Raw genomic sequence first — 22,254 nt, 5'->3', positions numbered from 1 at the left:
AGATATCCCAATAAATGAAGCACATAAGAAATTTCTCCATCATCGCTCATATCGACCATGGCAAATCTACGCTCTCTGACCGCCTGATTCAGATTTGCGGCGGCCTCACCGCTCGTGAAATGGCTGCGCAGGTTCTTGACTCTATGGATCTGGAGCGCGAGCGTGGCATCACCATCAAAGCACAGAGCGTCACACTCGATTACCACGCGAAAGACGGCCAAACTTACCAGCTCAATTTCATCGATACCCCAGGCCACGTAGACTTCTCTTATGAAGTTTCCCGCTCACTGGCCGCCTGCGAAGGCGCGCTGCTGGTGGTGGATGCCGGTCAGGGTGTTGAAGCGCAGACACTGGCGAACTGCTACACCGCGATGGAGATGGATCTGGAAGTGGTGCCGGTTCTGAACAAAATTGACCTGCCCGCTGCCGATCCCGATCGCGCCGCGCAGGAAATTGAAGATATCGTCGGCATTGATGCGACTGACGCGGTGCGCTGCTCAGCCAAAACCGGCGTCGGCGTTCCGGAAGTGCTGGAACGCTTAGTGCGCGACATTCCGCCGCCAGAAGGCGATCCGGAAGCGCCGCTGCAGGCACTGATTATCGACTCCTGGTTCGATAACTACCTGGGTGTTGTTTCCCTGGTGCGCGTGAAAAACGGCACCATGCGCAAAGGCGACAAGATCAAAGTCCTGAGCACCGGCCAGGTTTATAACGCTGACCGCCTGGGTATCTTCACCCCGAAACGGGTTGATCGTAATGAGCTGAACTGCGGTGAAGTAGGCTGGCTGGTCTGCGCCATTAAAGATATCCTCGGCGCACCCGTGGGCGATACGCTGACTACCGCACGTAACCCGGCAGACAAAGCGCTGCCAGGCTTTAAAAAAGTGAAGCCACAGGTTTACGCCGGTCTGTTCCCAATCAGCTCTGACGACTATGAAGCATTCCGTGATGCGCTCGGTAAGCTGAGCCTGAACGACGCCTCGCTGTTCTATGAGCCAGAAAGCTCAACGGCGCTGGGCTTTGGTTTCCGCTGCGGCTTCCTCGGTCTGCTGCACATGGAGATCATCCAGGAGCGTCTGGAGCGCGAATACGATCTCGATCTGATCACTACCGCACCGACGGTGGTGTATGAAGTCGTGACCACCAGCGGCGAAATCGTTCATGTCGACAGCCCATCCAAGCTGCCGGCACTGAACAATATCGAAGAGCTGCGTGAACCGATTGCCGAATGTCACATGCTGCTGCCGCAAGAGTATCTGGGCAACGTCATCACGCTCTGTATTGAGAAGCGTGGCGTGCAGACCAACATGGTTTACCACGGCAATCAGGTGGCACTGACTTACGAAATTCCGATGGCTGAAGTGGTACTCGACTTCTTTGACCGTCTGAAATCAACCTCGCGCGGTTATGCCTCGCTGGATTACAACTTTAAACGTTTCCAGCCTTCAGACATGGTACGTGTTGACGTACTGATTAACTCTGAGCGTGTGGATGCGCTGGCGCTGATTACCCACCGTGACAACGCGCCTTATCGCGGACGCGATCTGGTTGAGAAAATGAAAGAGCTCATCCCGCGTCAGCAGTTTGATATTGCGATTCAGGCTGCCATCGGCAACCACATTATCGCGCGTTCAACGGTGAAACAGCTGCGTAAAAACGTTCTCGCCAAGTGTTATGGCGGTGACGTCAGCCGTAAGAAGAAACTGTTGCAGAAGCAGAAAGATGGTAAGAAGCGAATGAAGCAGGTTGGTAACGTTGAGCTGCCACAGGAAGCGTTCCTCGCCATTCTGCATGTCGGTAAGGACAGCAAATAAGGATTTCCAATGGCTAATATGTTCGCCCTGATTCTGGCGATAGCGACGCTGATTACTGGCATCGTATGGGTAATTGATCGTTTTAAATGGGCACCCGCGCGTCGCGCGAAACAGGCTGAGGCTCAGGCCCAGACCGGTAACGCGCTCGACAGCAAAACGCTGGCGAAGGTCGCTGCAAAGCCAGGCTGGGTTGAAACCACCGCATCCGTGTTCCCGGTGCTGGCCGTGGTTTTCATCGTGCGTTCGTTTATCTACGAACCATTCCAGATTCCCTCTGGCTCGATGATGCCGACGCTGTTGATTGGTGACTTTATCCTGGTGGAGAAGTTTGCTTACGGCATCAAGGATCCGATCACCCAGACGACGCTGATCCCAACCGGTCAGCCGAAGCGCGGCGATATCGCGGTATTTAAATACCCGAAAGATCCGAGCCTGGATTACATTAAGCGCGTTATCGGCCTGCCGGGCGACAAAGTCATTTATGATCCTTACAGCAAAACGCTGACGGTGAAACCGACCTGCTCCGATGATAAAGCCTGTGACACAGCGTTAGCGGTGACTTACACCGACGTTGAGCCAAGCAACTTTGTTCAGACCTTTAGCGGCTTTGATGGCAACGAAACCGGCAACGGTTTTTATCAGGTGCCGCAGGGCGATACCCTGCGCGGTGGTTTGCGCCTGGGAACCCGCAAAGAGACAATCGGTAACGTGACGCATGACATTCTGCTGGTAAACGAAGCGCAGAGTCAGGCAGGCATGTATTATCAGCAGCCGGGTCAGCCGCAGGCGAGCTGGGTCGTGCCGAAAGGGCAATACTTCATGATGGGCGACAACCGTGATAACAGCGCCGACAGCCGCTACTGGGGCTTTGTCCCGGAGCGTAATCTGGTCGGTAAAGCGGTCGCTATCTGGATGAGCTTTGAGAAACAAGAAGGCCAGTGGCCAACCGGCGTGCGATTCAGTCGCATCGGTGGTATCCACTAACATTATTGTCTGATTAACAGGCAAATCGGGTGGCCTCCTCAGGGAGGCCACTGCACACCAAACGGAACGTGTTGGATTACCAGCCCCGTTTGGTATGCAGAGTCACAGACGCAACAAAGAACTGGAATCGCATGAACCCCATCCTGATTAACAAGCTTCAGCGCAAACTGGGCTACACTTTTACTCATTCGGAACTGTTACAGCAGGCCCTGACTCACCGCAGCGCCAGCAGTAAGCACAACGAACGCCTGGAATTTCTTGGCGATTCTATTCTTAGCTATGTGATTGCTAATGCCCTTTATCACCGCTTCCCGCGGGTTGATGAAGGTGACATGAGCCGCATGCGCGCCACGCTGGTGCGGGGCAACACGCTGGCTGAAATGGCACGCGAATTTGATCTTGGCGAGTGCCTGCGCCTGGGACCCGGTGAGCTGAAAAGCGGCGGTTTCCGTCGTGAATCGATCCTGGCGGATACGGTGGAAGCGCTGATTGGCGGTATCTTCCTCGACAGCAGTATCGAGCGGGTAGAGCAGCTGATCCTCGACTGGTATCAGAGCCGCCTCGACGAAATCAGTCCTGGCGACAAACAAAAAGATCCGAAAACGCGCCTGCAGGAGTATCTGCAGGGACGTCATCTGCCGCTGCCAAGTTATCTGGTGGTACAGGTACGTGGCGAAGCCCACGATCAGGAATTCACCATTCACTGTCAGGTGAGTGGCATGGCCGAGCCGGTTGTCGGCGTCGGCTCCAGCCGTCGTAAAGCCGAGCAGGCAGCGGCTGAACAGGCACTGATAAAATTAGGTCTTGAATAGATCTGTCGGGGTGACAGTGCCGGAACCGGCACTGAACCATTAACCTGACACTCTATCCCGGCGTCAGAAGACGCTGAATGACACATGACTCAAATAGCACTCTTTCGGCGCCGCATCAGGCGCTGAACAATTCAGGACTCGAATGAGCGAAAACGTTACTTATTGCGGCTTTGTCGCGATTGTTGGCCGACCAAACGTCGGTAAATCCACCTTACTGAACCAGTTGCTGGGGCAGAAGGTGTCGATCACCTCGCGTAAGCCGCAAACCACGCGCCACCGCATCATGGGCATTCATACCGAAGGCGAATATCAGGCGATCTACGTCGATACTCCCGGTCTGCACATGGAAGAGAAGCGCGCCATTAACCGTCTGATGAACCGCGCAGCCAGCAGTTCCATTGGCGACGTTGAACTGGTGATCTTCGTGGTTGAAGGCACCCGCTGGACGCCCGATGATGAGATGGTGTTGGGCAAACTGCGCGACAATAAAGTGCCGGTGGTGCTGGCGATCAATAAGGTCGATAACATCCAGGATAAAAGCATTCTGCTGCCGCATCTGCAGTTCCTGAGCCAGCAGATGAACTTCCTCGATATCGTGCCTATTTCTGCTGAAAGCGGCAAAAACGTCGATACCATTGCGGCGATTACCCGCAAGCATCTGCCACAGGCCGATCATCACTTCCCGGAAGATTACATCACCGACCGCTCACAGCGTTTCATGGCGTCAGAGATGATCCGTGAAAAACTGATGCGCTTCCTGGGTGCTGAACTGCCTTACTCCGTTACGGTTGAGATCGAGCGCTTCGTGACCAACGAACGTGGCGGTTACGACATTCACGGCCTGATTCTGGTTGAGCGCGAAGGGCAGAAGAAGATGGTGATTGGCAATAAAGGCGCCAAAATCAAAGTCATCGGAACAGAGGCGCGCAGAGACATGGAAGAGATGTTCGAAGCGAAAGTGCATCTCGAACTGTGGGTGAAAGTGAAATCCGGCTGGGCAGATGACGAACGTGCGCTGCGCAGCCTGGGTTATACAGACGATCTCTGATTCAATGGAAGGCTGGCAACGCGCCTTTGTGCTGCATAGTCGCCCCTTCAGCGAAACCAGTCTGCTGCTCGACCTGTTCAGCGAAAGTGAAGGGCGGGTGCGGGTTCTGGCCAAGGGCGCACGTTCGCGGCGCTCGCAGCTGAAGGGGGCGTTACAGCCTTTTACCCCGCTGCTGGTTCGCTGGAGCGGGCGCGGGGAAGTCAAAACCCTGCGCAATGCCGAGGCGGTGTCGCTGGCTTTACCGCTCAGCGGCATCACGCTCTACTGCGGTCTCTACGTCAATGAGCTGGTCTCTCGCGTATTGCAGCAGGAATTCCCCTTCTCAGAACTCTTCTTCGACTATCTCAACTGCCTTCAGGCATTAGCCTCAACGCACGGCAAGCCCGAACCGGCACTGCGGCGTTTTGAACTGGCGTTGCTAGGTCACCTGGGTTATGGCGTCGATTTCCTGCACTGCGCCGGCAGCGGCGAGCCGGTCAGCGACAACATGACGTACAGCTACCGCGAAGAGCGCGGCTTTATTGCCAGCCTGGTGGTCAATCAGCGCAGCTTTACCGGCCGCGAATTGCGCGCCCTGTGCGAGCGAGAGTTTCCCGATGCCGACACTCTGCGCGCCGCGAAGCGGTTTACCCGCATCGCCCTGAAGCCCTATCTTGGTGGCAAGCCGCTGAAGAGTCAGGAGCTGTTCCGCCAGTTTATCCCGAAGAAAAAGCCTGAACAGGCAGAAGAATAGCGCGGGTCGTACCGCCTGTTTCACTTTGCGCGGTACACTCAACATCACGATGAAAAACAAGTGAGGACGGTCATGGCTGAGTTGCTGTTAGGCGTCAATATCGATCACATTGCCACGGTGCGTAACGCCCGTGGGACAAACTATCCCGATCCGGTGCAGGCGGCGTTTATCGCCGAGCAGGCGGGCGCAGACGGCATTACCGTGCACCTGCGCGAAGATCGCCGTCACATCACTGATCGCGATGTGCGTATCCTGCGTGACACCATCCAGACGCGGATGAATCTGGAGATGGCGGTCACCGATGAGATGATCGGCATCGCCTGTGATATCCAACCCCATTTCTGCTGCCTGGTGCCGGAAAAGCGTCAGGAAGTGACCACTGAAGGCGGGCTGGATGTAGCGGGGCAGCAGGAGAAGATGAACGCGGCTGTACGACTGCTGAGTGACGCAGGCATTCTGGTTTCGCTGTTTATCGATGCCGATCACCGCCAGATTGAAGCGGCCGTGGCTAGCGGCGCGCCTTACATCGAAATCCATACCGGCGCTTACGCCGAAGCACCAGAGGGACTGGCGCGTGACGCTGAGCTGGCGCGTATCCGTCACGCCGCGACCTTTGCCGCCAGTCTGGGACTGAAGGTCAATGCCGGTCATGGTCTGACCTACCACAACGTGCTGCCGATTGCGGCGCTGCCGGAAATGCATGAGCTGAATATCGGCCATGCGATTATTGGCCGCGCGGTGATGAGTGGCCTGCCGGATGCGGTGAAAGAGATGAAGCAGCTGCTGCGTGAAGCCCGTCGCTGATGGCTATTCTGGGACTGGGTACGGACATCGTTGAGATTGAACGCATCGCCGGGGTAATAGAGCGCTCCGGCGACCGGCTGGCGCGGCGGGTGCTGAGCGAAGCCGAATGGCAGCAATATCAGGCGCACAAGCAGCCGGTGCGCTTTCTCTCTAAACGCTTTGCGGTAAAAGAGGCGGCAGCAAAAGCCTTTGGCACCGGTATTCGCGGTGGTCTGGCGTTTAATCAGTTTGAAGTTTACAACGATGCGCTGGGAAAACCGGGATTACGCTTCTTTCAGCATGCCGCTGAAGTGGCGGAGAGGCTGGGCGTTAAACACGTTCACGTGACGCTGGCCGATGAGCGTCACTACGCCTGCGCCACGGTGATCATTGAAAGCTAGCCGTGCAGCAGCACGAACTTCTCCCACAGCGCATCACGTGATTCGGTGTGCTGTGGGTCAATGATGATGGTGTTGTCGATGGGGCATACCTGCTGACAGGTTGGCGTCTCATAATGCCCGACACATTCCGTGCAGCGGCTGACATCAATCTCATAGATCGCATCGCCCAGTGAAATGGCCTGGTTCGGGCACTCCGGTTCACACATATCGCAGTTAATGCATCTGGACGTAATCAACAGCGCCATTTTACCCACCTGATAACAACAGAAAAAGCGCGGGTATTATACGCACTGCCGCTGATCAGACCAGCTTTTTCACCAGCGCTTCGCTGTGGCGAATATGACTGGACGCGCGTTCCGGATCGTTTTGCACCAGTGCCATAAACAGCAGATCGGTCAGTGCCAGCTGCGCCGTGGTCGAGGAGATGGCCGCGCTGCGGGTACTCTGCTCTTCCGCCACCGTATAGAGACAGTAACTGGCGCTCTGCTGCAGCGTATTCGGCGTAAAACCGGTAAACGCCACCACATCGGCGCCTACCTGAACCGCCTCCTGCGCGGCCAGATTGATCTCCCGTCGTTCACCGGTGTAAGAGATGGCGAGCAGCACATCGCCGGGCCCCATCGCCTGCACGCTGGCCAGCAGGGCGTGCATATCCTGCTCCGCCACCGCATTGATGCCGATCTTCATCAGCTTCCAGGAGAAGTCCTTCGCCACCAGACCCGAAGCGCCAATGCCTACCAGTAAAATACGCCGGGCATTTTTCAGCAGCTGTAACACATCGTTGAGCTTCTCTTCGCTGTTGATGTCAAGCGTGGCGCGGATCGCCGAGAGTTTCTCCGTCAGCAGCTTCTCACCCACCATTTTAAGGGGATCGTCGCTGAGGATATGGTTATGTACGGTAATGGCATCTTTGTCCGCCAGTGACTCACTCAGGGCCAGCTTAAGCGCCGGAAAACCTTTGTATCCCAGTTTCTGAGCAAACTTCACCACGCTCGACTGGCTGACGCCAGACTCTTCCGCCAGCTTTTGCGAACTCAGGTGGCGCGCCCGATCGGGTTGCGACAGTAGAAAATCAGCCAGCCGACGCTCGTTCAATGCCAGACGTGGATAAAGCTGGCGAATGCGCAGCAATGAACTCATGCCCAATCCTCGTAATTCAGGGATAATCTGTGAAGAATAAACTATTCATCAGGCATTGTAGTCATCGGAATTAAAAATGACAGTCATCGCCGTAGCGCCTGATGATGGCTACACTACTCTTTATCATTCCAGAATCAGCCTGAAGGAGAGTTGTTTGACCAGGGGAACACAACGTCGCGTCGTATTTTTTGACCTGGATGGCACTTTGCACCAGCAGGACATGTTCGGCACTTTTATGCGCTATCTGCTGCGTCGCCGACCGCTTAATCTGCTGCTGGTGGTGCCGTTATTGCCGGTAGTGGGTATCGGCTTGCTGTTTAAAGGCCGGGCGGCACGCTGGCCCATGAGCCTGCTGCTCTGGTCTATTACTTTTGGCCGTTCTGAGCGGACGCTGCTGCAACTCGAAGCCGAATTTGCGCAGTGGTTCCGCCTGCGCGTCAAAGCCTTTCCGGTGGTTCAGCAGCGCCTGACCGATTATCTCGGCAGTGATGATGCTGACGTCTGGCTCATCACCGGATCGCCACAGTCTCTGGTGGAGCAGGTCTATTACGACTCCGCGTTTCTGCCACGCGTGAAGCTGATTGCCAGTCAGATGCAGCGCGGCTGGGGCGGGCGGGTACTGGCAATGCGCTGCCTCGGCCATGAGAAAGTGGCACAGCTGGAAGAGAAAATCGGCACGCCGCTACAGCTCTACAGCGGTTATAGCGACAGCAAACAGGACAACCCGCTGCTGTTTTTCTGTCAGCATCGCTGGCGCGTAACACCCGCAGGTGAGCTGCAACAGCTGGAATAAGTTTCTAAAGGATCGGTGAGACCGCTATAATGCGCCGCTTTTCTGTCGCCCGGAGTGGTCAGCATGAAACAACAAGATGAATACTGGATGCGCCATGCGCTTGACCTGGCGCGCCGGGCGTGGGAGCAGGGCGAAGTGCCGGTGGGTGCGGTGCTGGTTCAGAATGACCGGGTTATCGGTGAAGGCTGGAACCGGCCCATCGGCCAGCACGATCCGACGGCGCATGCGGAGATTATGGCGTTGCGGCAGGGCGGTAAAGTACTGGAAAATTATCGTCTGCTGGACACCACGCTCTACGTGACGCTGGAGCCGTGCGTGATGTGCGCCGGCGCTATGGTTCACAGCCGCATCAGCCGGCTGGTCTACGGTGCGCACGACATCAAAAGTGGGGCGGCAGGATCGCTGCTCGATGTGCTGGGACACCCCGGCATGAATCATCAGGTTGAATTACAGAGCGGCGTGCTGGCTGAAGAGTGTGCCGCTATGCTGAGCGACTTCTTCCGTATGCGTCGCGAGCAGAAAAAAGCGCTGCGGCAGGCGCAACGCCAGGATTAGTTCATGGCGATCTTCGGTTCGACCGCCGGATAGCCTTTGGCCAGTTCGGCCTGTGCTTCTTGTGCTTCAGCCTGCTGCGCCAGGCGCTTTTCCTGCTCCTGCAGATAACCCACCAGGCTTAACTGATATTTGCGGATGTTCTCCACATAGTTATAGGCTTCATGCCCACGGGCATAGCCATAAGCCGTCTGGGTGTAGTAACGCTTCTGACTCAGCATGGGCAGACGCAGCTTCACATCCGCCCAGCTATCCGGATTACCCCCCTGGCGGGCAGTGAGTTTACGGACATCCAGCATATGGGCATAGCCCATGTTATAGGCCGCCAGCGCAAACCAGATGCGCTCATCTTCCGGGATGGTCTGCGGCACCTTCGCCATCATATCCTGCAGATACTGACTGCCGCCGCGAATGCTCTGTTCGGGATCGGTCCGGTCGCCCACATCCAGGCTCTCAGCGGTGTTACGGGTCAGCATCATCATGCCGCGCACGCCGGTAGGGGAGGTGGCCTGCGGGTTCCAGTGCGACTCCTGATAGGAGATTGCCGCCAGCAGTCGCCAGTCAATGCTGGTGGCGTACTTCTCAAACAGCGGTTTGATGTCAGGCAGCGTGTTGTCGATGGCGCGCAGGAAAGTGCGGGTATCGACATAATCAAAGGTGCCGACGTGGCCGAGATATTTCTCCTCCAGCCGCGCCATCGCCCCTTCTTCACCCATACCGTTAAAGAAGTCGAGCATCGCGGCATTCAGGCTGTCGTCATCGCTATGCCGCACATACCAGGTGACCGGCTCTTCATCAGTGACGTCAAACGCCACCGCCAGCTGCGGATAGATGCGCTGCAGCAGAGCGATGGTCACGGAGTCGCCAATCGTATAGTCGAGCTTGCCGTCTGCCACCGCTTCCAGCAGGGCTTTAGGACTTTGATCGGTGGAGATCGCCCAGTCCAGATCGGGGTACTGATTTGACCGCGCGCTCTTCAGCGTTGACAGATACGCCGATCCTGACGCAACAGTCAGCCGCCCCTTTAAGTCACCGAGGTTTTTAGGGCGCGGCTTATCCACGCGATAGACCAGCTGCTGCGAAACGTTGTAGTAGCCTGGCCCGGTCTGATAGCGGGTCAGGCGTTCGCTGTTGTAGTTCAGACCCGCGGCCAGCAAATCGGCTTTGCCATCATCTAAATCGTCAAACAGATCGCTCAGGTTGGGACGTACTGTCACCTTGAGTTTGACGCCCAGATAATCGGCGAAGCGTTTTGCCAGCTCATAATCCATACCGGCCGGAGATTGGTTCACTGTGTAGTAAGTCAACGGGGAATTGATGGTACTGACACGCAGTACTCCCCGTGATTTAATCTGTGAAATCTGGTCCTGCCCACCCCCATACCAGGGAATGGATGGCCATAGCGCCAACGCTAACAGCACGGCAACCAGACCGATAAACAGATAATTAAATTTTAGGCGTTTCAAATAGTTATCTCTCGCTGGCTCTAAGGCCTCTGTCTTTTAAAGGCAGTATTTGTCTTCTTTGAACTCCCAGAGCGAGGGGCATTTTGCGCAACAAAATCACGCTGAGCAACTTTTATAGCAGCTTTTGCGCAAAATTCAGGCAAATCCGGGTCGCCAAAAATTGTGCGCAAACGGTTTCGTCGCGAGGTCGCTTTCTCTATAATACGCCCCGTTTTCCCTGTTGCGCCCAATGAAGCGTCGCCCGGCGCCCTGACGAGAGATTTATTAATGGAAATTCTGCGTGGTTCGCCCGCCCTGTCGGCATTTCGTGTAAACAAACTGCTGACCCGCTTTCAGGACGCTCATCTGCCGGTGAGTGATATTTACGCTGAGTACATCCATTTTGCTGATGTCAGCACGCCCTTAAGCGCTGACGAACAGAGCCGTCTGCAGCGCCTGCTGAAATATGGTCCCTCTCTCGCTGAACATGCCCCACAGGGGCGTCTGCTGCTGGTGACGCCTCGTCCCGGCACCATTTCGCCCTGGTCATCCAAAGCCACTGACATTGCCCACAACTGCGGTCTGCCGCAGGTACGTCGCCTGGAGCGCGGCCTGGCCTTTTATGTACAGGCTCCACAACTGATGGAAGCGCAGTGGCAAACGCTGGGCACACTGCTGCACGATCGGATGATGGAAACGGTCTTCGGCGATCTGGCGCAGGCTGAACAGCTGTTCGCGCATCACACGCCACAGCCGGTTAAAAGTGTCGATCTGCTGGGTGAGGGCCGTCAGGCGCTGGTTCAGGCGAATATCTCACTGGGTCTGGCGCTGGCCGACGATGAAATCGACTACCTGGTGGCGGCGTTTACCGCACTGGGCCGCAATCCCAACGACATTGAACTCTATATGTTTGCGCAGGCGAACTCTGAGCACTGTCGTCACAAGATCTTCAACGCCGACTGGATTATCGACGGCGAGAAACAGCCAAAGTCGCTGTTTAAGATGATTAAAAACACCATGGAGCAGACGCCGGACTACGTGCTCTCTGCTTACAAAGATAACGCCGCCGTGATGGAAGGCTCAGAGGTTGGCCGCTTCTTTGCTGACGCCGGAGAGAGCGAATACCGCTGGCATCAGGAAGCCGCACACATCCTGATGAAGGTGGAAACCCATAACCACCCGACGGCCATCTCGCCGTGGCCTGGTGCTGCGACCGGTTCCGGTGGTGAAATTCGTGATGAAGGCGCAACCGGAAGGGGTTCAAAGCCAAAAGCGGGCCTCGTCGGTTTCTCCGTATCGAACCTGCGTATCCCTGGCTTTGAACAGCCGTGGGAAGAGGACTTCGGCAAACCGGCCCGCATCGTCAGCGCGCTGGAAATTATGACCGATGGCCCGCTGGGCGGCGCTGCATTTAACAATGAATTTGGTCGTCCGGCTCTGAATGGTTACTTCCGTACCTATGAAGAGCAGGTCACCAGCCACAACGGCACTGAGCTGCGTGGCTACCATAAGCCCATTATGCTGGCGGGCGGCATCGGGAATATCCGTGCCGATCACGTGCAGAAAGGTGAAATCACCGTAGGCGCGAAGCTGGTGGTGCTGGGCGGTCCGGCAATGAACATCGGCCTGGGCGGCGGCGCGGCCTCATCAATGGCCTCGGGCCAGTCTGATGCCGATCTCGACTTTGCCTCGGTACAGCGTGATAACCCGGAGATGGAGCGCCGTTGTCAGGAAGTGATCGACCGCTGCTGGCAGCTGGGCGATGAGAACCCGATTCTGTTTATCCACGACGTGGGCGCTGGCGGTCTCTCCAATGCGATGCCGGAGCTGGTCAGCGATGGCGGTCGTGGCGGCCGGTTTAACCTGCGTGATATCCTGAGTGATGAGCCAGGCATGAGTCCGCTGGAGGTCTGGTGTAACGAATCACAGGAACGTTATGTGATGGCAGTGGCACCCGATCAGCTGGCGCAGTTTGAGGCAATTTGCCAGCGTGAACGCGCACCGTTCGCGGTCATTGGTGAAGCCACCGAAGAGCTGCACCTGAGCCTGGAAGATAGTCATTTCGGTAACAAGCCGATCGACATGCCGCTTGATGTCCTGCTGGGCAAAACGCCGAAGATGACGCGGGATGTGGTGACGCAGCAGACACAGGGTACTGCCCTGCAGCGTGACGGCATTACGCTGGTCGATGCGGTGAACCGCGTGCTGCATCTGCCTGCCGTGGCGGAAAAAACCTTCCTGATCACCATCGGTGACCGCAGCGTGACCGGCATGGTTGCGCGCGACCAGATGGTGGGACCGTGGCAGATCCCGGTTGCCAACTGTGCGGTGACAACGGCCAGCCTCGACAGCTATCACGGCGAAGCGTTTGCCCTGGGCGAACGTTCACCGGTTGCGCTGCTGGACTTCGCGGCATCGGGTCGTCTGGCCGTCGGTGAAGCACTGACCAACCTGGCGGCTACCCATATTGGTTCGCTGAAGCGTGTGAAGCTTTCCGCAAACTGGATGTCCGCCGCCGGTCATCCGGGTGAAGATGCCGGTTTATATGCGGCGGTAAAGGCAGTCGGCGAGGAGCTTTGCCCGGCGCTGGGGATCACCATCCCGGTCGGTAAAGATTCGATGTCGATGAAAACACGCTGGCAGGAAGGCAGCGAACAGCGCGAAATGACCTCACCGCTGTCGCTGGTGATTACCGCTTTTGCCCGCGTCGAAGATGTTCGTCGCACCGTCACGCCACAACTGCAGGCCGATCAGGATAACCTGCTGCTGCTGATCGATCTGGGCAACGGCGCGAATACGCTGGGCGCAACCGCGCTGTCGCAGGTTTACCGTCAGCTTGGCGACAAACCTGCCGACGTGCGCGATGCCGCTCAGCTGGCGGGCTTCTTCAATGCCATCCAGGCGCTGGTGGCTGAGCAGAAACTGCTGGCTTATCACGATCGTTCCGACGGTGGTCTGCTGGTGACGCTGGCCGAGATGGCGTTTGCCGGTCACTGCGGCATCGACGTTGACATCGCCTCGCTGGGTAACGATGCGCTGGCCTCCCTGTTTACCGAGGAGCTGGGCGCGGTGATTCAGATCAACGCCGCCGATCGCGCCGTGGTTGAGCAGATCCTGGCGGATCACGGCCTTGCCGACTCGACGCATCTGCTGGGCAGCGCGCAGCCGGGCGATCGCTTTGTGATCCGTTCCGGTGACAGTGCGGTCTACAGTGAAAGCCGCAACACGTTGCGTACCTGGTGGGCGGAAACCACCTGGCAGATGCAGCGTCTGCGCGACAACCCGGCGTGTGCCGATCAGGAACATGAAGCGAAGAAAAACGACAGCGATCCTGGCCTGAACGTTAATCTGACCTTTAATCCGCAGGAAGATGTTGCTGCCCCGATGATCGCCACTGGCGCACGTCCAAGGGTCGCGGTGCTGCGTGAGCAGGGCGTGAACTCCCATGTAGAGATGGCCGCCGCCTTTGATCGGGCTGGCTTCACCGCCATTGACGTTCACATGAGCGATCTGCTGGCCGGACGTCGCGGCCTGGAAGAGTTCCAGGCGCTGGTCGCCTGTGGCGGCTTCTCCTACGGCGATGTGCTGGGTGCCGGTGAGGGCTGGGCGAAATCGATTCTGTTTAATCCGCGCGTGCGTGACGAGTTCGAAACCTTCTTCCATCGTCCGCAAACTCTGGCGCTGGGCGTCTGCAACGGCTGCCAGATGATGTCTAATCTGCGTGAACTGATCCCAGGCAGCGATCTCTGGCCGCGCTTTGTGCGCAACCAGTCTGAGCGCTTTGAAGCGCGCTTCAGTCTGGTAGAAGTGGCCGCCAGTCCCTCGCTGTTGCTGGACGGCATGGCCGGTTCGCATATGCCTATCGCCGTTTCGCACGGTGAAGGCTTTGTTGAAGTGCGTGATGCTTCGCATCTGGCGGCGCTGGAGTCGAAAGGGCTGGTGGCACTGCGCTTTGTCGATAACTTCGGCAAGGTAACAGAAACCTATCCGGCTAACCCGAATGGCTCACCAAACGGCATCACTGCCGTGACCAACGAAAGTGGTCGCGTCACTATCATGATGCCGCATCCGGAGCGGGTGTTCCGCACCGTCAGCAACTCCTGGCATCCGGCAGAGTGGGGCGAAGACAGCCCGTGGATGCGCATTTTCCGCAATGCGCGCAGACAGCTGGGTTAATTTAATCCGCTGAAAAGAGCAGGAGGCCAGTGTGCCTCCTGCTCTTTTTTGTGGTTCTGTTGGCAAATGGCGACAATGAGTATGTCGTACTGTCTCTTTTTGGCGACATCTATCTCGTTGATTTTTAATGAACGCCCATCCGGCGCGATTTCATGTCGCTCAGCGGAGACAGTTTTCCCTTGCTGTAATCAGATTTTGCGCAACAGTTGTCCGGTAAGCTTATTCAATCTGCTGAAAAATATAATGATTTATTTTCTGGCATGGAACTTGCTATACTCATGCAGCTGCTCATTCACCTGTTTATGATTGCCCCGCTTAGCGGAGAAGAGCTCATAAAGCCCGAATGACGCACCAAACGGAGCCTGCCGTCCAACTGACCGATAATCGCTTGCGTTATCAAACACCGGACGTAACGTTGAGTAAGGCTCCACCCATTTTTACGCGATGCATCACGCGTCGTGCCAGCGGCAGGCCATTGAGCCTGCCGTTTTCTTTTGTTCCCCTTTCTTCCGCCGACACCTTTCTTCCGCTGACAGAGTCCGTTAGCATCCAGACAGCAAATCTTAAGGAAGCGGCTGCGTGAAAAAATGGCGTTTATTTCCCCGTTCTCTGCGTCAGCTGGTGCTGATGGCGTTTGTACTGGTGCTGCTGCCGTTGCTGGTGCTGGCCTGGCAGGCGTGGGAAAGTCTCTCTGCGTTAAGCGAACAGGCAGCGGATACCAACCGCAATACCTTCACCGACGTACGCAGAAGTGAGGCGATGGCGCGAACGGCGGTTGAGCTGGAGCGCAGCTATCGCCAGTACTGCGTGCTGGATGATGCCTCGCTGGCGCGCCTTTATCAGACCCAGCACACCCGCTACAGCCAGATGCTGAGTTCGCACAGCGCCAGCCTGCCCGAGCTGCCCGCATTCCAGACTTTACAGGCGACGTTGCCGCTGCTGACACCGTTAAAGTGCGATAACGGTAATCCGGTTACGCCTGCCGCAGAGGCGCTGGATCGTTTTTCTGCCACCAATGCGCAGATGGTGCAGGACACGCGCGAAGTGGTGTTTTCGCGCGGCCTTCAGCTGCAGCGCGAAATTGCCGATCGCGGCCAGTTTTTTGGCTGGCAGGCGCTGATTCTGTTTATCATCAGTCTGGCGTTGATGACGCTGTTTACCGGCATGATTATCGGGCCGGTCAAGCGTATTGAGCGGATGATCAACCGGCTTGGCGAAGGCCGGGAACTGGGTAACAGCGTGACATTTCGCGGCCCGCGCGAGTTACGCTCGCTGGGACAGCGCATCGTCTGGCTCAGCGAACGGCTTCAGTGGCTGGAATCGCAGCGCCATGAATTCCTGCGCCATCTTTCTCACGAACTGAAAACGCCGCTGGCCAGCCTGCGTGAAGGCACCGAACTGCTGGCGGACGAGGTAGCCGGGTCGCTGAACGCCGATCAAAAAGAGGTGGTCACTATCCTCGACGGCAGCAGCCGTCATCTGCAGCGTCTGATTGAACAGCTGCTTGATTACAACCGTAAACTGGCAGATGGCCCGATCCAGCTGGAACCGGTCAGCGTGGCGGAAATTGTGGAGGGGGTAGTGAATGCACACGCACTCTCGGCGCGCGCCAAACTCATGCAGACGGTTGTCGATCTGGAGGTCAGTCACTGCCTTGCCGAACCGATGTTACTGATGCGGGTCATCGATAATCTCTATTCGAACGCCGTGAACTACGGCAGCGAATCCGGTACCATCTGGCTGCGCAGTCAGCAGCAGGGCGATCGGGTCTGGATTGATGTCGCGAACAGCGGTACGCCGATCCCGCCGGAAGAGCAGGCAATGATTTTCGAACCTTTTTTCCAGGGTAGCCAGCAGCGCAAAGGGCCGGTAAAAGGCAGCGGGCTGGGATTGAGTATTGCCAAAGATTGCCTGCGCCGGATGCATGGCGACCTGACGCTGGTCTCCTGCGAGCAGGCTGACGTCTGTTTTCGAATTGAACTGAACACCACAGCCGGGAATGTCTGACTGATGAAATATTTACCCGCTTTGCTGCTGAGCACACTGACCACGCTGCTGCTCAGCGGATGTACGACCTCCCCGGCCACCTCATCCCTGCCGTCAGGCCATCAGGTAGCGGAACCCGAGGTCAGCGTGGCTGATTACCTGGCGACCCGCTGCAGTGACCTGTGGACGATAGAGAATAGTGCGGCACTGAGTAATCCCCTCTACTGGATGCGGGCGATCGATTGTGCTGAACGCCTTTCCCCCGCCGAGGCCCGAGCCGAAGCTCACCGCTGGCCGGTTGAGAGCTGGTCGCGCGCCTTCAAGCAGGGCGTGCTGATGTCGAACGGCAACGTGACGCCAGTGGAGCGTCGTCGCTATGTTGAAACCCTGGATCGCTACAGCAGCGATTTCCCGCAGTCTGTGCGTCCGCTGCTCCAGTTGTGGCGCAGTAATCAGGCCGCGCAGCTCGACCTGAGTGAAGCGCGCACCCGTTATGTTCATCTGCAACAGAGCAGCGATACCCAGCTGGAGGCGATACGCCAGCAAATGGTTAAACAGCAGCAGCAGCTCAGCGACACGCAGCATAAGCTGGAGCGGCTTACTGACATTGAGCGCCAGCTTTCATCACGGAAAGCCCCGGATGTTTCTGACAGCGGCCATGGCACTGCGCTGCCGCAGGATGAGGAGCAATAATGGTCAGACAAGCGGCAAAACTGCTGCTGGTGGATGACGATCCCAGCCTGCTGAAGCTGCTGGGCATGCGTCTTCGCAGCGAAGGTTATCAGGTCACCACCGCGGCCAGCGGACCCGAAGCGTTGCGTCTGCTGCAGAAAGAAAAAATCGAGCTGGTGATCAGCGATCTGCGGATGGATGAGATGGATGGTCTGGCGCTGTTTGGCGAGATCCAGAAACGCCACACCGGTCTGCCAGTGATTATCCTGACGGCACACGGTTCTATCCCGGACGCAGTTTCCGCCACGCAGCAGGGCGTCTTCAGCTTCCTGACTAAACCGGTGGATAAAGATGCGCTTTACAAAGCGATCGATGAAGCACTGGCTCAGCAGGCGCCGGTCAGCGATGACCGCTGGCGGGAAGCGATCGTCACCCGCAGCCCGCTGATGTTACGGCTGCTGGAGCAGGCGCATATGGTGGCGCAGTCGGACGTCAGCGTGCTGATTAACGGGCAGAGCGGTACCGGTAAAGAGATGCTGGCTCAGGCGATTCACGCTGCCAGCCCGCGAAACGGCAAGCCCTTTGTCGCCATTAACTGCGGCGCACTGCCGGAGCAGTTACTGGAGTCAGAGCTGTTCGGGCATGCCAAAGGGGCCTTTACCGGCGCAGTCAGTGCCCGTGACGGTCTGTTTAAAACCGCAGGTGGCGGCACGCTGTTCCTGGATGAGATTGGCGATATGCCGCAACCGCTACAGGTTAAGTTGCTGCGGGTGTTGCAGGAGCGTAAGGTCAGGCCGCTGGGCAGCGATCATGATATTGAGATCGACGTGCGCATTATTTCAGCCACGCATCGCGATCTGCCGAAGGCGATGGAGAAAAAGGAGTTTCGCGAGGATCTCTTCTATCGTCTTAATGTGGTGAATCTGAAGATTCCGGCGCTGCATCAGCGCACTGAAGATATTCCGCTGCTGGCTAATCATCTGTTGCGTCAGGCGGCGGAACGGCATAAACCGCAGATTCGCAGTTTTTCCGTTGATGCGATGAAGCGGTTGATGGCGGCCAGCTGGCCGGGCAATGTGCGTCAGCTGGTTAACGTGATTGAGCAGTGTGTGGCGCTGAGTTCATCGCCGGTGATCAGCGATGCGCTGGTGGAGCAGGCGTTAAGCGGTGAGAACAGCGCTTTGCCGACCTTTGCTGAGGCGCGCAATCAGTTTGAGCTGAACTATCTGCGTAAGCTGTTGCAGATGACCAAAGGCAATGTGACCAATGCCGCACGTCTGGCTGGACGCAACCGCACGGAGTTCTATAAGCTGCTGTCTCGTCATGAGCTGGATGCCAGTGATTTCAAAGAGTAGCGGAGGCTGCGGAGTGATACCGGCAGGTTGCCTGCTCAGGCCCGAATCAGAATGGGTGCGGTCAGCATAATCTGGCAGCGCTTGCGGCAACCTGAAGAATCCCGGATATTACCGCCCGACAGCGCCAGCAACATTTATACTTGATAAACCCTCTGACCATGGAGGGAGTGAAAAAGGGTCTGACATGAAAAAGATTGATGCGATTATCAAACCATTCAAACTCGATGATGTCCGTGAAGCCTTAGCGGAAGTCGGCATCACCGGGATGACCGTGAGTGAAGTAAAGGGTTTTGGCCGCCAGAAAGGGCACACCGAGCTTTACCGCGGCGCAGAGTATATGGTCGACTTTTTACCTAAAGTTAAAATCGAGATGGTGGTGGGCGACGATATCGTTGATACCTGCGTCGAGACCATTATGCGTACTGCGCAGACCGGCAAAATCGGTGACGGTAAAATCTTTGTCTTCGACGTGGCGCGCGTGGTGCGCATCCGAACTGGCGAAGAGGATGAAGAGGCGATCTGATTATATCTTTATCAGCTCTTTATCAGCATAAAGAAGCCCGCGCTGCGGGCTTTTTTATGCCTGAGGAACCTGATACGGATGATTGTGCGATCGTGCCTGCTCAGGGAACACGGTCAGATCGGAAAGACGCAAAACCCGCCATCCATGGCACGCTCGGCCCGCGCCGTCCTGGCGCGGGACGCTTTCCTCTTCTGCCCGTGTTCCCTTCGCTTTAGGCTAATTCGTTGCTGCCAGATTTACATCCCTTTTTGCGGGCCGAAAAGTTCGTAATGAATGCGTGTATCTGCCACGCTGGCATCACGCAGTTGCGCCACCACATGCTGCATAAAGGGCAGCGGACCGCAGAGGTAGAAGTGGGTGTCGGGTGAGGCGAGACGTGCGGAGATCGCGGTGATATCCATCAGACCCTGCGCGTCATAGCGACCGGCATCTTCAGCGGCGGGATCGCGATACCAGACCTGACTGACGAAATCGGTGAGCTGCGCGCCCGTAGCTATCACTTCCGGGCCAAATGCGTGCTGTTTGCCGTTCTCTGCTGCGTGCAGCCAGCTGACCGGCGCGCGGTGCTGGCGGGCCGCCAGGGCATGCAGCATGGCCAGCATCGGCGTCTGACCCACGCCCGCGGATATCAGCGCCACCGGGGTTGCAGCATCGACCTCAAGGAAGAAGTCGCCATGCGGTGCGGCCAGCATCAGCTCATCACCCACTTTGCCATTCTGATGCAGCCAGTCGGAGACGGTGCCCTGCGCTTCACGTTTCACCGCAATCCGGTAATCTTTGCCATTACTGAGGTGAGTAAGCGAGTACTGGCGAATCTGGTGATGTTCGAAACTGGCGGGCTGCAGATGCACCGTCAGATACTGACCCGGTTTAAAGGCCGCTACCGGGCCGCCATCTACCGGACTGAAGGTAAAGCTTTTAATCACCTCGCTCTGCTGCTCAACAGCACTGATGCGAAACGCACGAGTGCCGCGCCAGCCACCGGTTTGCTGCTCCGTCGCCTGATAAATCTCCTCTTCGCGATTAATGAACACATCTGCCAGTACGCCATAGGCCCGGCCCCAGGCTGCCAGCGCCTCTTCACCCGGATTCAGCAGCTCTTTAATGGTTGCCAGCAGATTTTCACCGACGATGGCGTATTGCGCAGGCTGAATATTCAGGCTGGTATGTTTCTGTGCAATCTTTTCCACCGCAGGCAGCAGCACGGCCAGGTTCTCCAGATTCGCGCCATAGGCGCAAATGGCGTTGAACAGCGCTTCACGCTGATCGCCATTGCGCTGGTTGTTCATATTGAAAACATTTTTGAGTTCAGGATGGTGCGACAGCATACGGTCATAGAAGTGTGCGGTAAGCGCAGGACCACAGGCGGCGATGGCAGGCAGGGTCGATTTAACCGTGGCGATAGTGTGTGCATCAAGCATAAAAGCGGCCTCTCATTTAAAGATGTATTTTAAATGCATCTTATAGCCGTCTCGCCTGTGGTGTAAATAACCCGATAAATTTCCCGGTTGTCAAAGTGGCAACTTTTTGGTGCATCCTGAGAAACCGCCGTCACATCCTGAAGAAAAATTGTGGCGTCTGAACAGGGTGAAAAGGTGTAAAAAAGCCCTGCCAGTAGCCAGCCAATCGTTTGCGTAAAAAGAGGAGGTTCACCCTACCTTCACCTCTTAAAACGGTTTACACTGTGGGCCTTCGCCCCTGAAGGGGGGTAAATACCGTCAGAAAGTTAGCTGAGTCAGGAGATCCGGATGTTAAAGCGTGATATGAACATTGCCGATTACGATGCCGAGTTGTGGCAGGCGATGGAGCAGGAGACAGTGCGTCAGGAAGAGCACATTGAACTGATTGCTTCTGAAAACTACACCAGCCCGCGTGTTATGCAGGCACAAGGTTCTCAGCTCACCAATAAATACGCTGAAGGCTATCCGGGCAAACGCTACTACGGCGGCTGTGAGTACGTTGATATCGTTGAGCAACTGGCGATCGATCGCGCAAAAGAACTGTTTGGTGCCGATTACGCTAACGTGCAGCCACACTCAGGTTCACAGGCTAACTTTGCGGTTTACACCGCGCTGCTGCAGCCGGGCGATACTATTCTGGGGATGAACCTGGCGCACGGTGGGCACCTGACTCACGGCTCACCGGTTAACCTGTCGGGCAAACTCTATAACGTCGTGGCTTACGGTATCGATGAGACCGGTAAAATTGACTACGACGAGCTGGCTGAACTGGCGAAAACCCACAAGCCAAAAATGATCGTTGGCGGATTCTCAGCTTACTCCGGGGTTTGCGACTGGGCGAAAATGCGCGAAATCGCGGATAGCGTAGGTGCATGGCTGTTTGTGGACATGGCACACGTTGCCGGCCTGATTGCTGCAGACGTTTACCCGAGTCCGATCCCGCATGCGCACATCGTGACCTCTACCACTCACAAAACGCTGGCGGGTCCGCGCGGTGGTATCATTCTGGCGAAAAACGGCGACGAAGATTTCTATAAGAAACTGAACTCTGCTGTCTTCCCTGGCGGTCAGGGCGGTCCTCTGATGCACGTTATCGCTGGTAAAGCGGTTGCGTTCAAAGAGGCGATGGAGCCGGAATTCAAAACCTACCAGCAGCAGGTGGCAAAAAACGCCAAAGCGATGGTTGAGGTGCTGATTGAGCGTGGCTATGACATCGTTTCTGGCGGCACGTATAACCATCTGTTCCTGATCGATCTGGTGAGCAAAAACCTGACCGGTAAAGAAGCGGATGCGGCGCTGGGCCGTGCCAACATCACGGTTAACAAAAACAGCGTGCCTAACGATCCGAAAAGCCCGTTTGTGACTTCCGGTATCCGTATCGGTACACCAGCTGTTACCCGTCGTGGCTTCAACGAAGCGGACGTGCGTGAGCTGGCTGGCTGGATCGCGGATGTGCTGGATAACGTCAATGACGAAGCGACCATTGAGCGCACCAAAAAGAAAGTGCTGGAAATCTGCAGCCGTCTGCCGGTCTACGCTTAATCGTTAACCTGTTGTGAGACAGCATACAAAGGATG

Annotated in this window: 19 protein-coding genes; 15 read left to right on the top strand and 4 right to left on the bottom strand. The window is 56.6% G+C overall.

From position 1 onward, the window contains the following. The first annotated feature begins 14 nt into the window (after positions 1-14). The 7 genes from lepA to acpS all read left to right on the top strand — a co-directional run bounded on the left by lepA (position 15) and on the right by acpS (position 6,575). The gene (gene lepA, locus HFD95_RS10460) at positions 15-1,814 is read left to right on the top strand and encodes a translation elongation factor 4 (protein WP_010257661.1); all 1,800 of its coding nucleotides are present in this window, start codon (positions 15-17) and stop codon (positions 1,812-1,814) included. Between the two features lie 9 nt (positions 1,815-1,823). Further along, positions 1,824-2,798 carry a signal peptidase I gene (lepB, locus tag HFD95_RS10455; RefSeq protein WP_010257658.1) on the top strand — a complete coding sequence of 325 codons (975 nt, stop codon included), beginning with the start codon at positions 1,824-1,826 and terminating at the stop codon, positions 2,796-2,798. A 131-nt stretch (positions 2,799-2,929) separates the two neighbouring features. Then, positions 2,930-3,610 (top strand): ribonuclease III, encoded by a 681-nt coding sequence (rnc, locus tag HFD95_RS10450; protein WP_167430204.1) that lies wholly within the window; start codon positions 2,930-2,932, stop codon positions 3,608-3,610. Between the two features lie 142 nt (positions 3,611-3,752). Next, complete coding sequence (gene era, locus HFD95_RS10445) at positions 3,753-4,658, top strand: GTPase Era (RefSeq protein ID WP_010257653.1); 906 nt, start codon at positions 3,753-3,755, stop codon at positions 4,656-4,658. 4 nt (positions 4,659-4,662) lie between these two features. Further along, positions 4,663-5,391 carry a DNA repair protein RecO gene (recO, locus tag HFD95_RS10440; protein WP_010257651.1) on the top strand — a complete coding sequence of 243 codons (729 nt, stop codon included), beginning with the start codon at positions 4,663-4,665 and terminating at the stop codon, positions 5,389-5,391. A gap of 72 nt (positions 5,392-5,463) precedes the next feature. After that, positions 5,464-6,195, top strand: a complete 732-nt coding sequence (gene pdxJ, locus HFD95_RS10435) for a pyridoxine 5'-phosphate synthase (protein WP_010257647.1) — start codon at positions 5,464-5,466, stop codon at positions 6,193-6,195. Next, positions 6,195-6,575 carry a holo-ACP synthase gene (gene acpS, locus HFD95_RS10430; protein ID WP_010257645.1) on the top strand — a complete coding sequence of 127 codons (381 nt, stop codon included), beginning with the start codon at positions 6,195-6,197 and terminating at the stop codon, positions 6,573-6,575. Before pdxJ ends, acpS begins: the two co-directional genes overlap by 1 nt. Here acpS and HFD95_RS10425 read toward each other — a convergent pair. Then, a complete protein-coding gene (locus HFD95_RS10425) occupies positions 6,572-6,820 on the bottom strand; it encodes a YfhL family 4Fe-4S dicluster ferredoxin (protein WP_010671305.1) in 249 nt (82 codons plus the stop codon). The genes acpS and HFD95_RS10425 overlap by 4 nt on opposite strands. A gap of 55 nt (positions 6,821-6,875) precedes the next feature. Next, on the bottom strand, positions 6,876-7,715 hold the full coding sequence (locus tag HFD95_RS10420; RefSeq protein ID WP_010257643.1) for a MurR/RpiR family transcriptional regulator: 840 nt from the start codon (positions 7,713-7,715) through the stop codon (positions 6,876-6,878). A gap of 154 nt (positions 7,716-7,869) precedes the next feature. Here HFD95_RS10420 and yfhb point away from each other — a divergent pair, with 154 nt between their 5' ends. Then, on the top strand, positions 7,870-8,508 hold the full coding sequence (yfhb, locus tag HFD95_RS10415; RefSeq protein ID WP_010257641.1) for a phosphatidylglycerophosphatase C: 639 nt from the start codon (positions 7,870-7,872) through the stop codon (positions 8,506-8,508). A 63-nt stretch (positions 8,509-8,571) separates the two neighbouring features. Continuing rightward, the gene (tadA, locus tag HFD95_RS10410) at positions 8,572-9,063 is read left to right on the top strand and encodes a tRNA adenosine(34) deaminase TadA (RefSeq protein WP_010671307.1); all 492 of its coding nucleotides are present in this window, start codon (positions 8,572-8,574) and stop codon (positions 9,061-9,063) included. On the opposite strand, the gene mltF is transcribed toward tadA, so the two are convergent. After that, a complete protein-coding gene (gene mltF / locus HFD95_RS10405; RefSeq protein ID WP_010257637.1) occupies positions 9,060-10,526 on the bottom strand; it encodes a membrane-bound lytic murein transglycosylase MltF in 1,467 nt (488 codons plus the stop codon). The genes tadA and mltF overlap by 4 nt on opposite strands. A gap of 267 nt (positions 10,527-10,793) precedes the next feature. On the opposite strand from mltF, the gene purL reads away from it, so the two are divergent. The 5 genes from purL (at position 10,794) to glnB (ending at position 19,217) form a co-directional block, all read left to right on the top strand. Further along, entirely contained in the window at positions 10,794-14,681 is a 3,888-nt protein-coding gene (gene purL, locus HFD95_RS10400; RefSeq protein WP_167430203.1) for a phosphoribosylformylglycinamidine synthase, read from the top strand. A 579-nt stretch (positions 14,682-15,260) separates the two neighbouring features. Further along, the gene (locus HFD95_RS10395; protein ID WP_010257633.1) at positions 15,261-16,688 is read left to right on the top strand and encodes a HAMP domain-containing sensor histidine kinase; all 1,428 of its coding nucleotides are present in this window, start codon (positions 15,261-15,263) and stop codon (positions 16,686-16,688) included. A 3-nt stretch (positions 16,689-16,691) separates the two neighbouring features. Beyond that, entirely contained in the window at positions 16,692-17,360 is a 669-nt protein-coding gene (gene qseG, locus HFD95_RS10390) for a two-component system QseEF-associated lipoprotein QseG (protein ID WP_033758654.1), read from the top strand. Then, the gene (glrR, locus tag HFD95_RS10385; RefSeq protein WP_010257627.1) at positions 17,360-18,694 is read left to right on the top strand and encodes a two-component system response regulator GlrR; all 1,335 of its coding nucleotides are present in this window, start codon (positions 17,360-17,362) and stop codon (positions 18,692-18,694) included. The genes qseG and glrR overlap by 1 nt, the downstream gene beginning before the upstream one ends. 184 nt (positions 18,695-18,878) lie before the next feature. Then, positions 18,879-19,217 carry a nitrogen regulatory protein P-II gene (glnB, locus tag HFD95_RS10380; protein ID WP_003848647.1) on the top strand — a complete coding sequence of 113 codons (339 nt, stop codon included), beginning with the start codon at positions 18,879-18,881 and terminating at the stop codon, positions 19,215-19,217. Between the two features lie 236 nt (positions 19,218-19,453). On the opposite strand, the gene hmpA is transcribed toward glnB, so the two are convergent. Further along, positions 19,454-20,638 carry an NO-inducible flavohemoprotein gene (gene hmpA, locus HFD95_RS10375; RefSeq protein ID WP_167430202.1) on the bottom strand — a complete coding sequence of 395 codons (1,185 nt, stop codon included), beginning with the start codon at positions 20,636-20,638 and terminating at the stop codon, positions 19,454-19,456. A 327-nt stretch (positions 20,639-20,965) separates the two neighbouring features. Between hmpA and glyA the strand changes: the two genes are divergently transcribed. After that, entirely contained in the window at positions 20,966-22,219 is a 1,254-nt protein-coding gene (glyA, locus tag HFD95_RS10370; RefSeq protein ID WP_010257616.1) for a serine hydroxymethyltransferase, read from the top strand. Positions 22,220-22,254 lie beyond the last annotated feature (35 nt).

This window comes from Pantoea sp. EKM10T, from assembly GCF_011800685.1.
Lineage (GTDB): Bacteria > Pseudomonadota > Gammaproteobacteria > Enterobacterales > Enterobacteriaceae > Pantoea > Pantoea agglomerans.
Note: the sequence above shows the minus strand (reverse complement) of the source record. Positions and strands in the feature narration are given on the sequence as shown.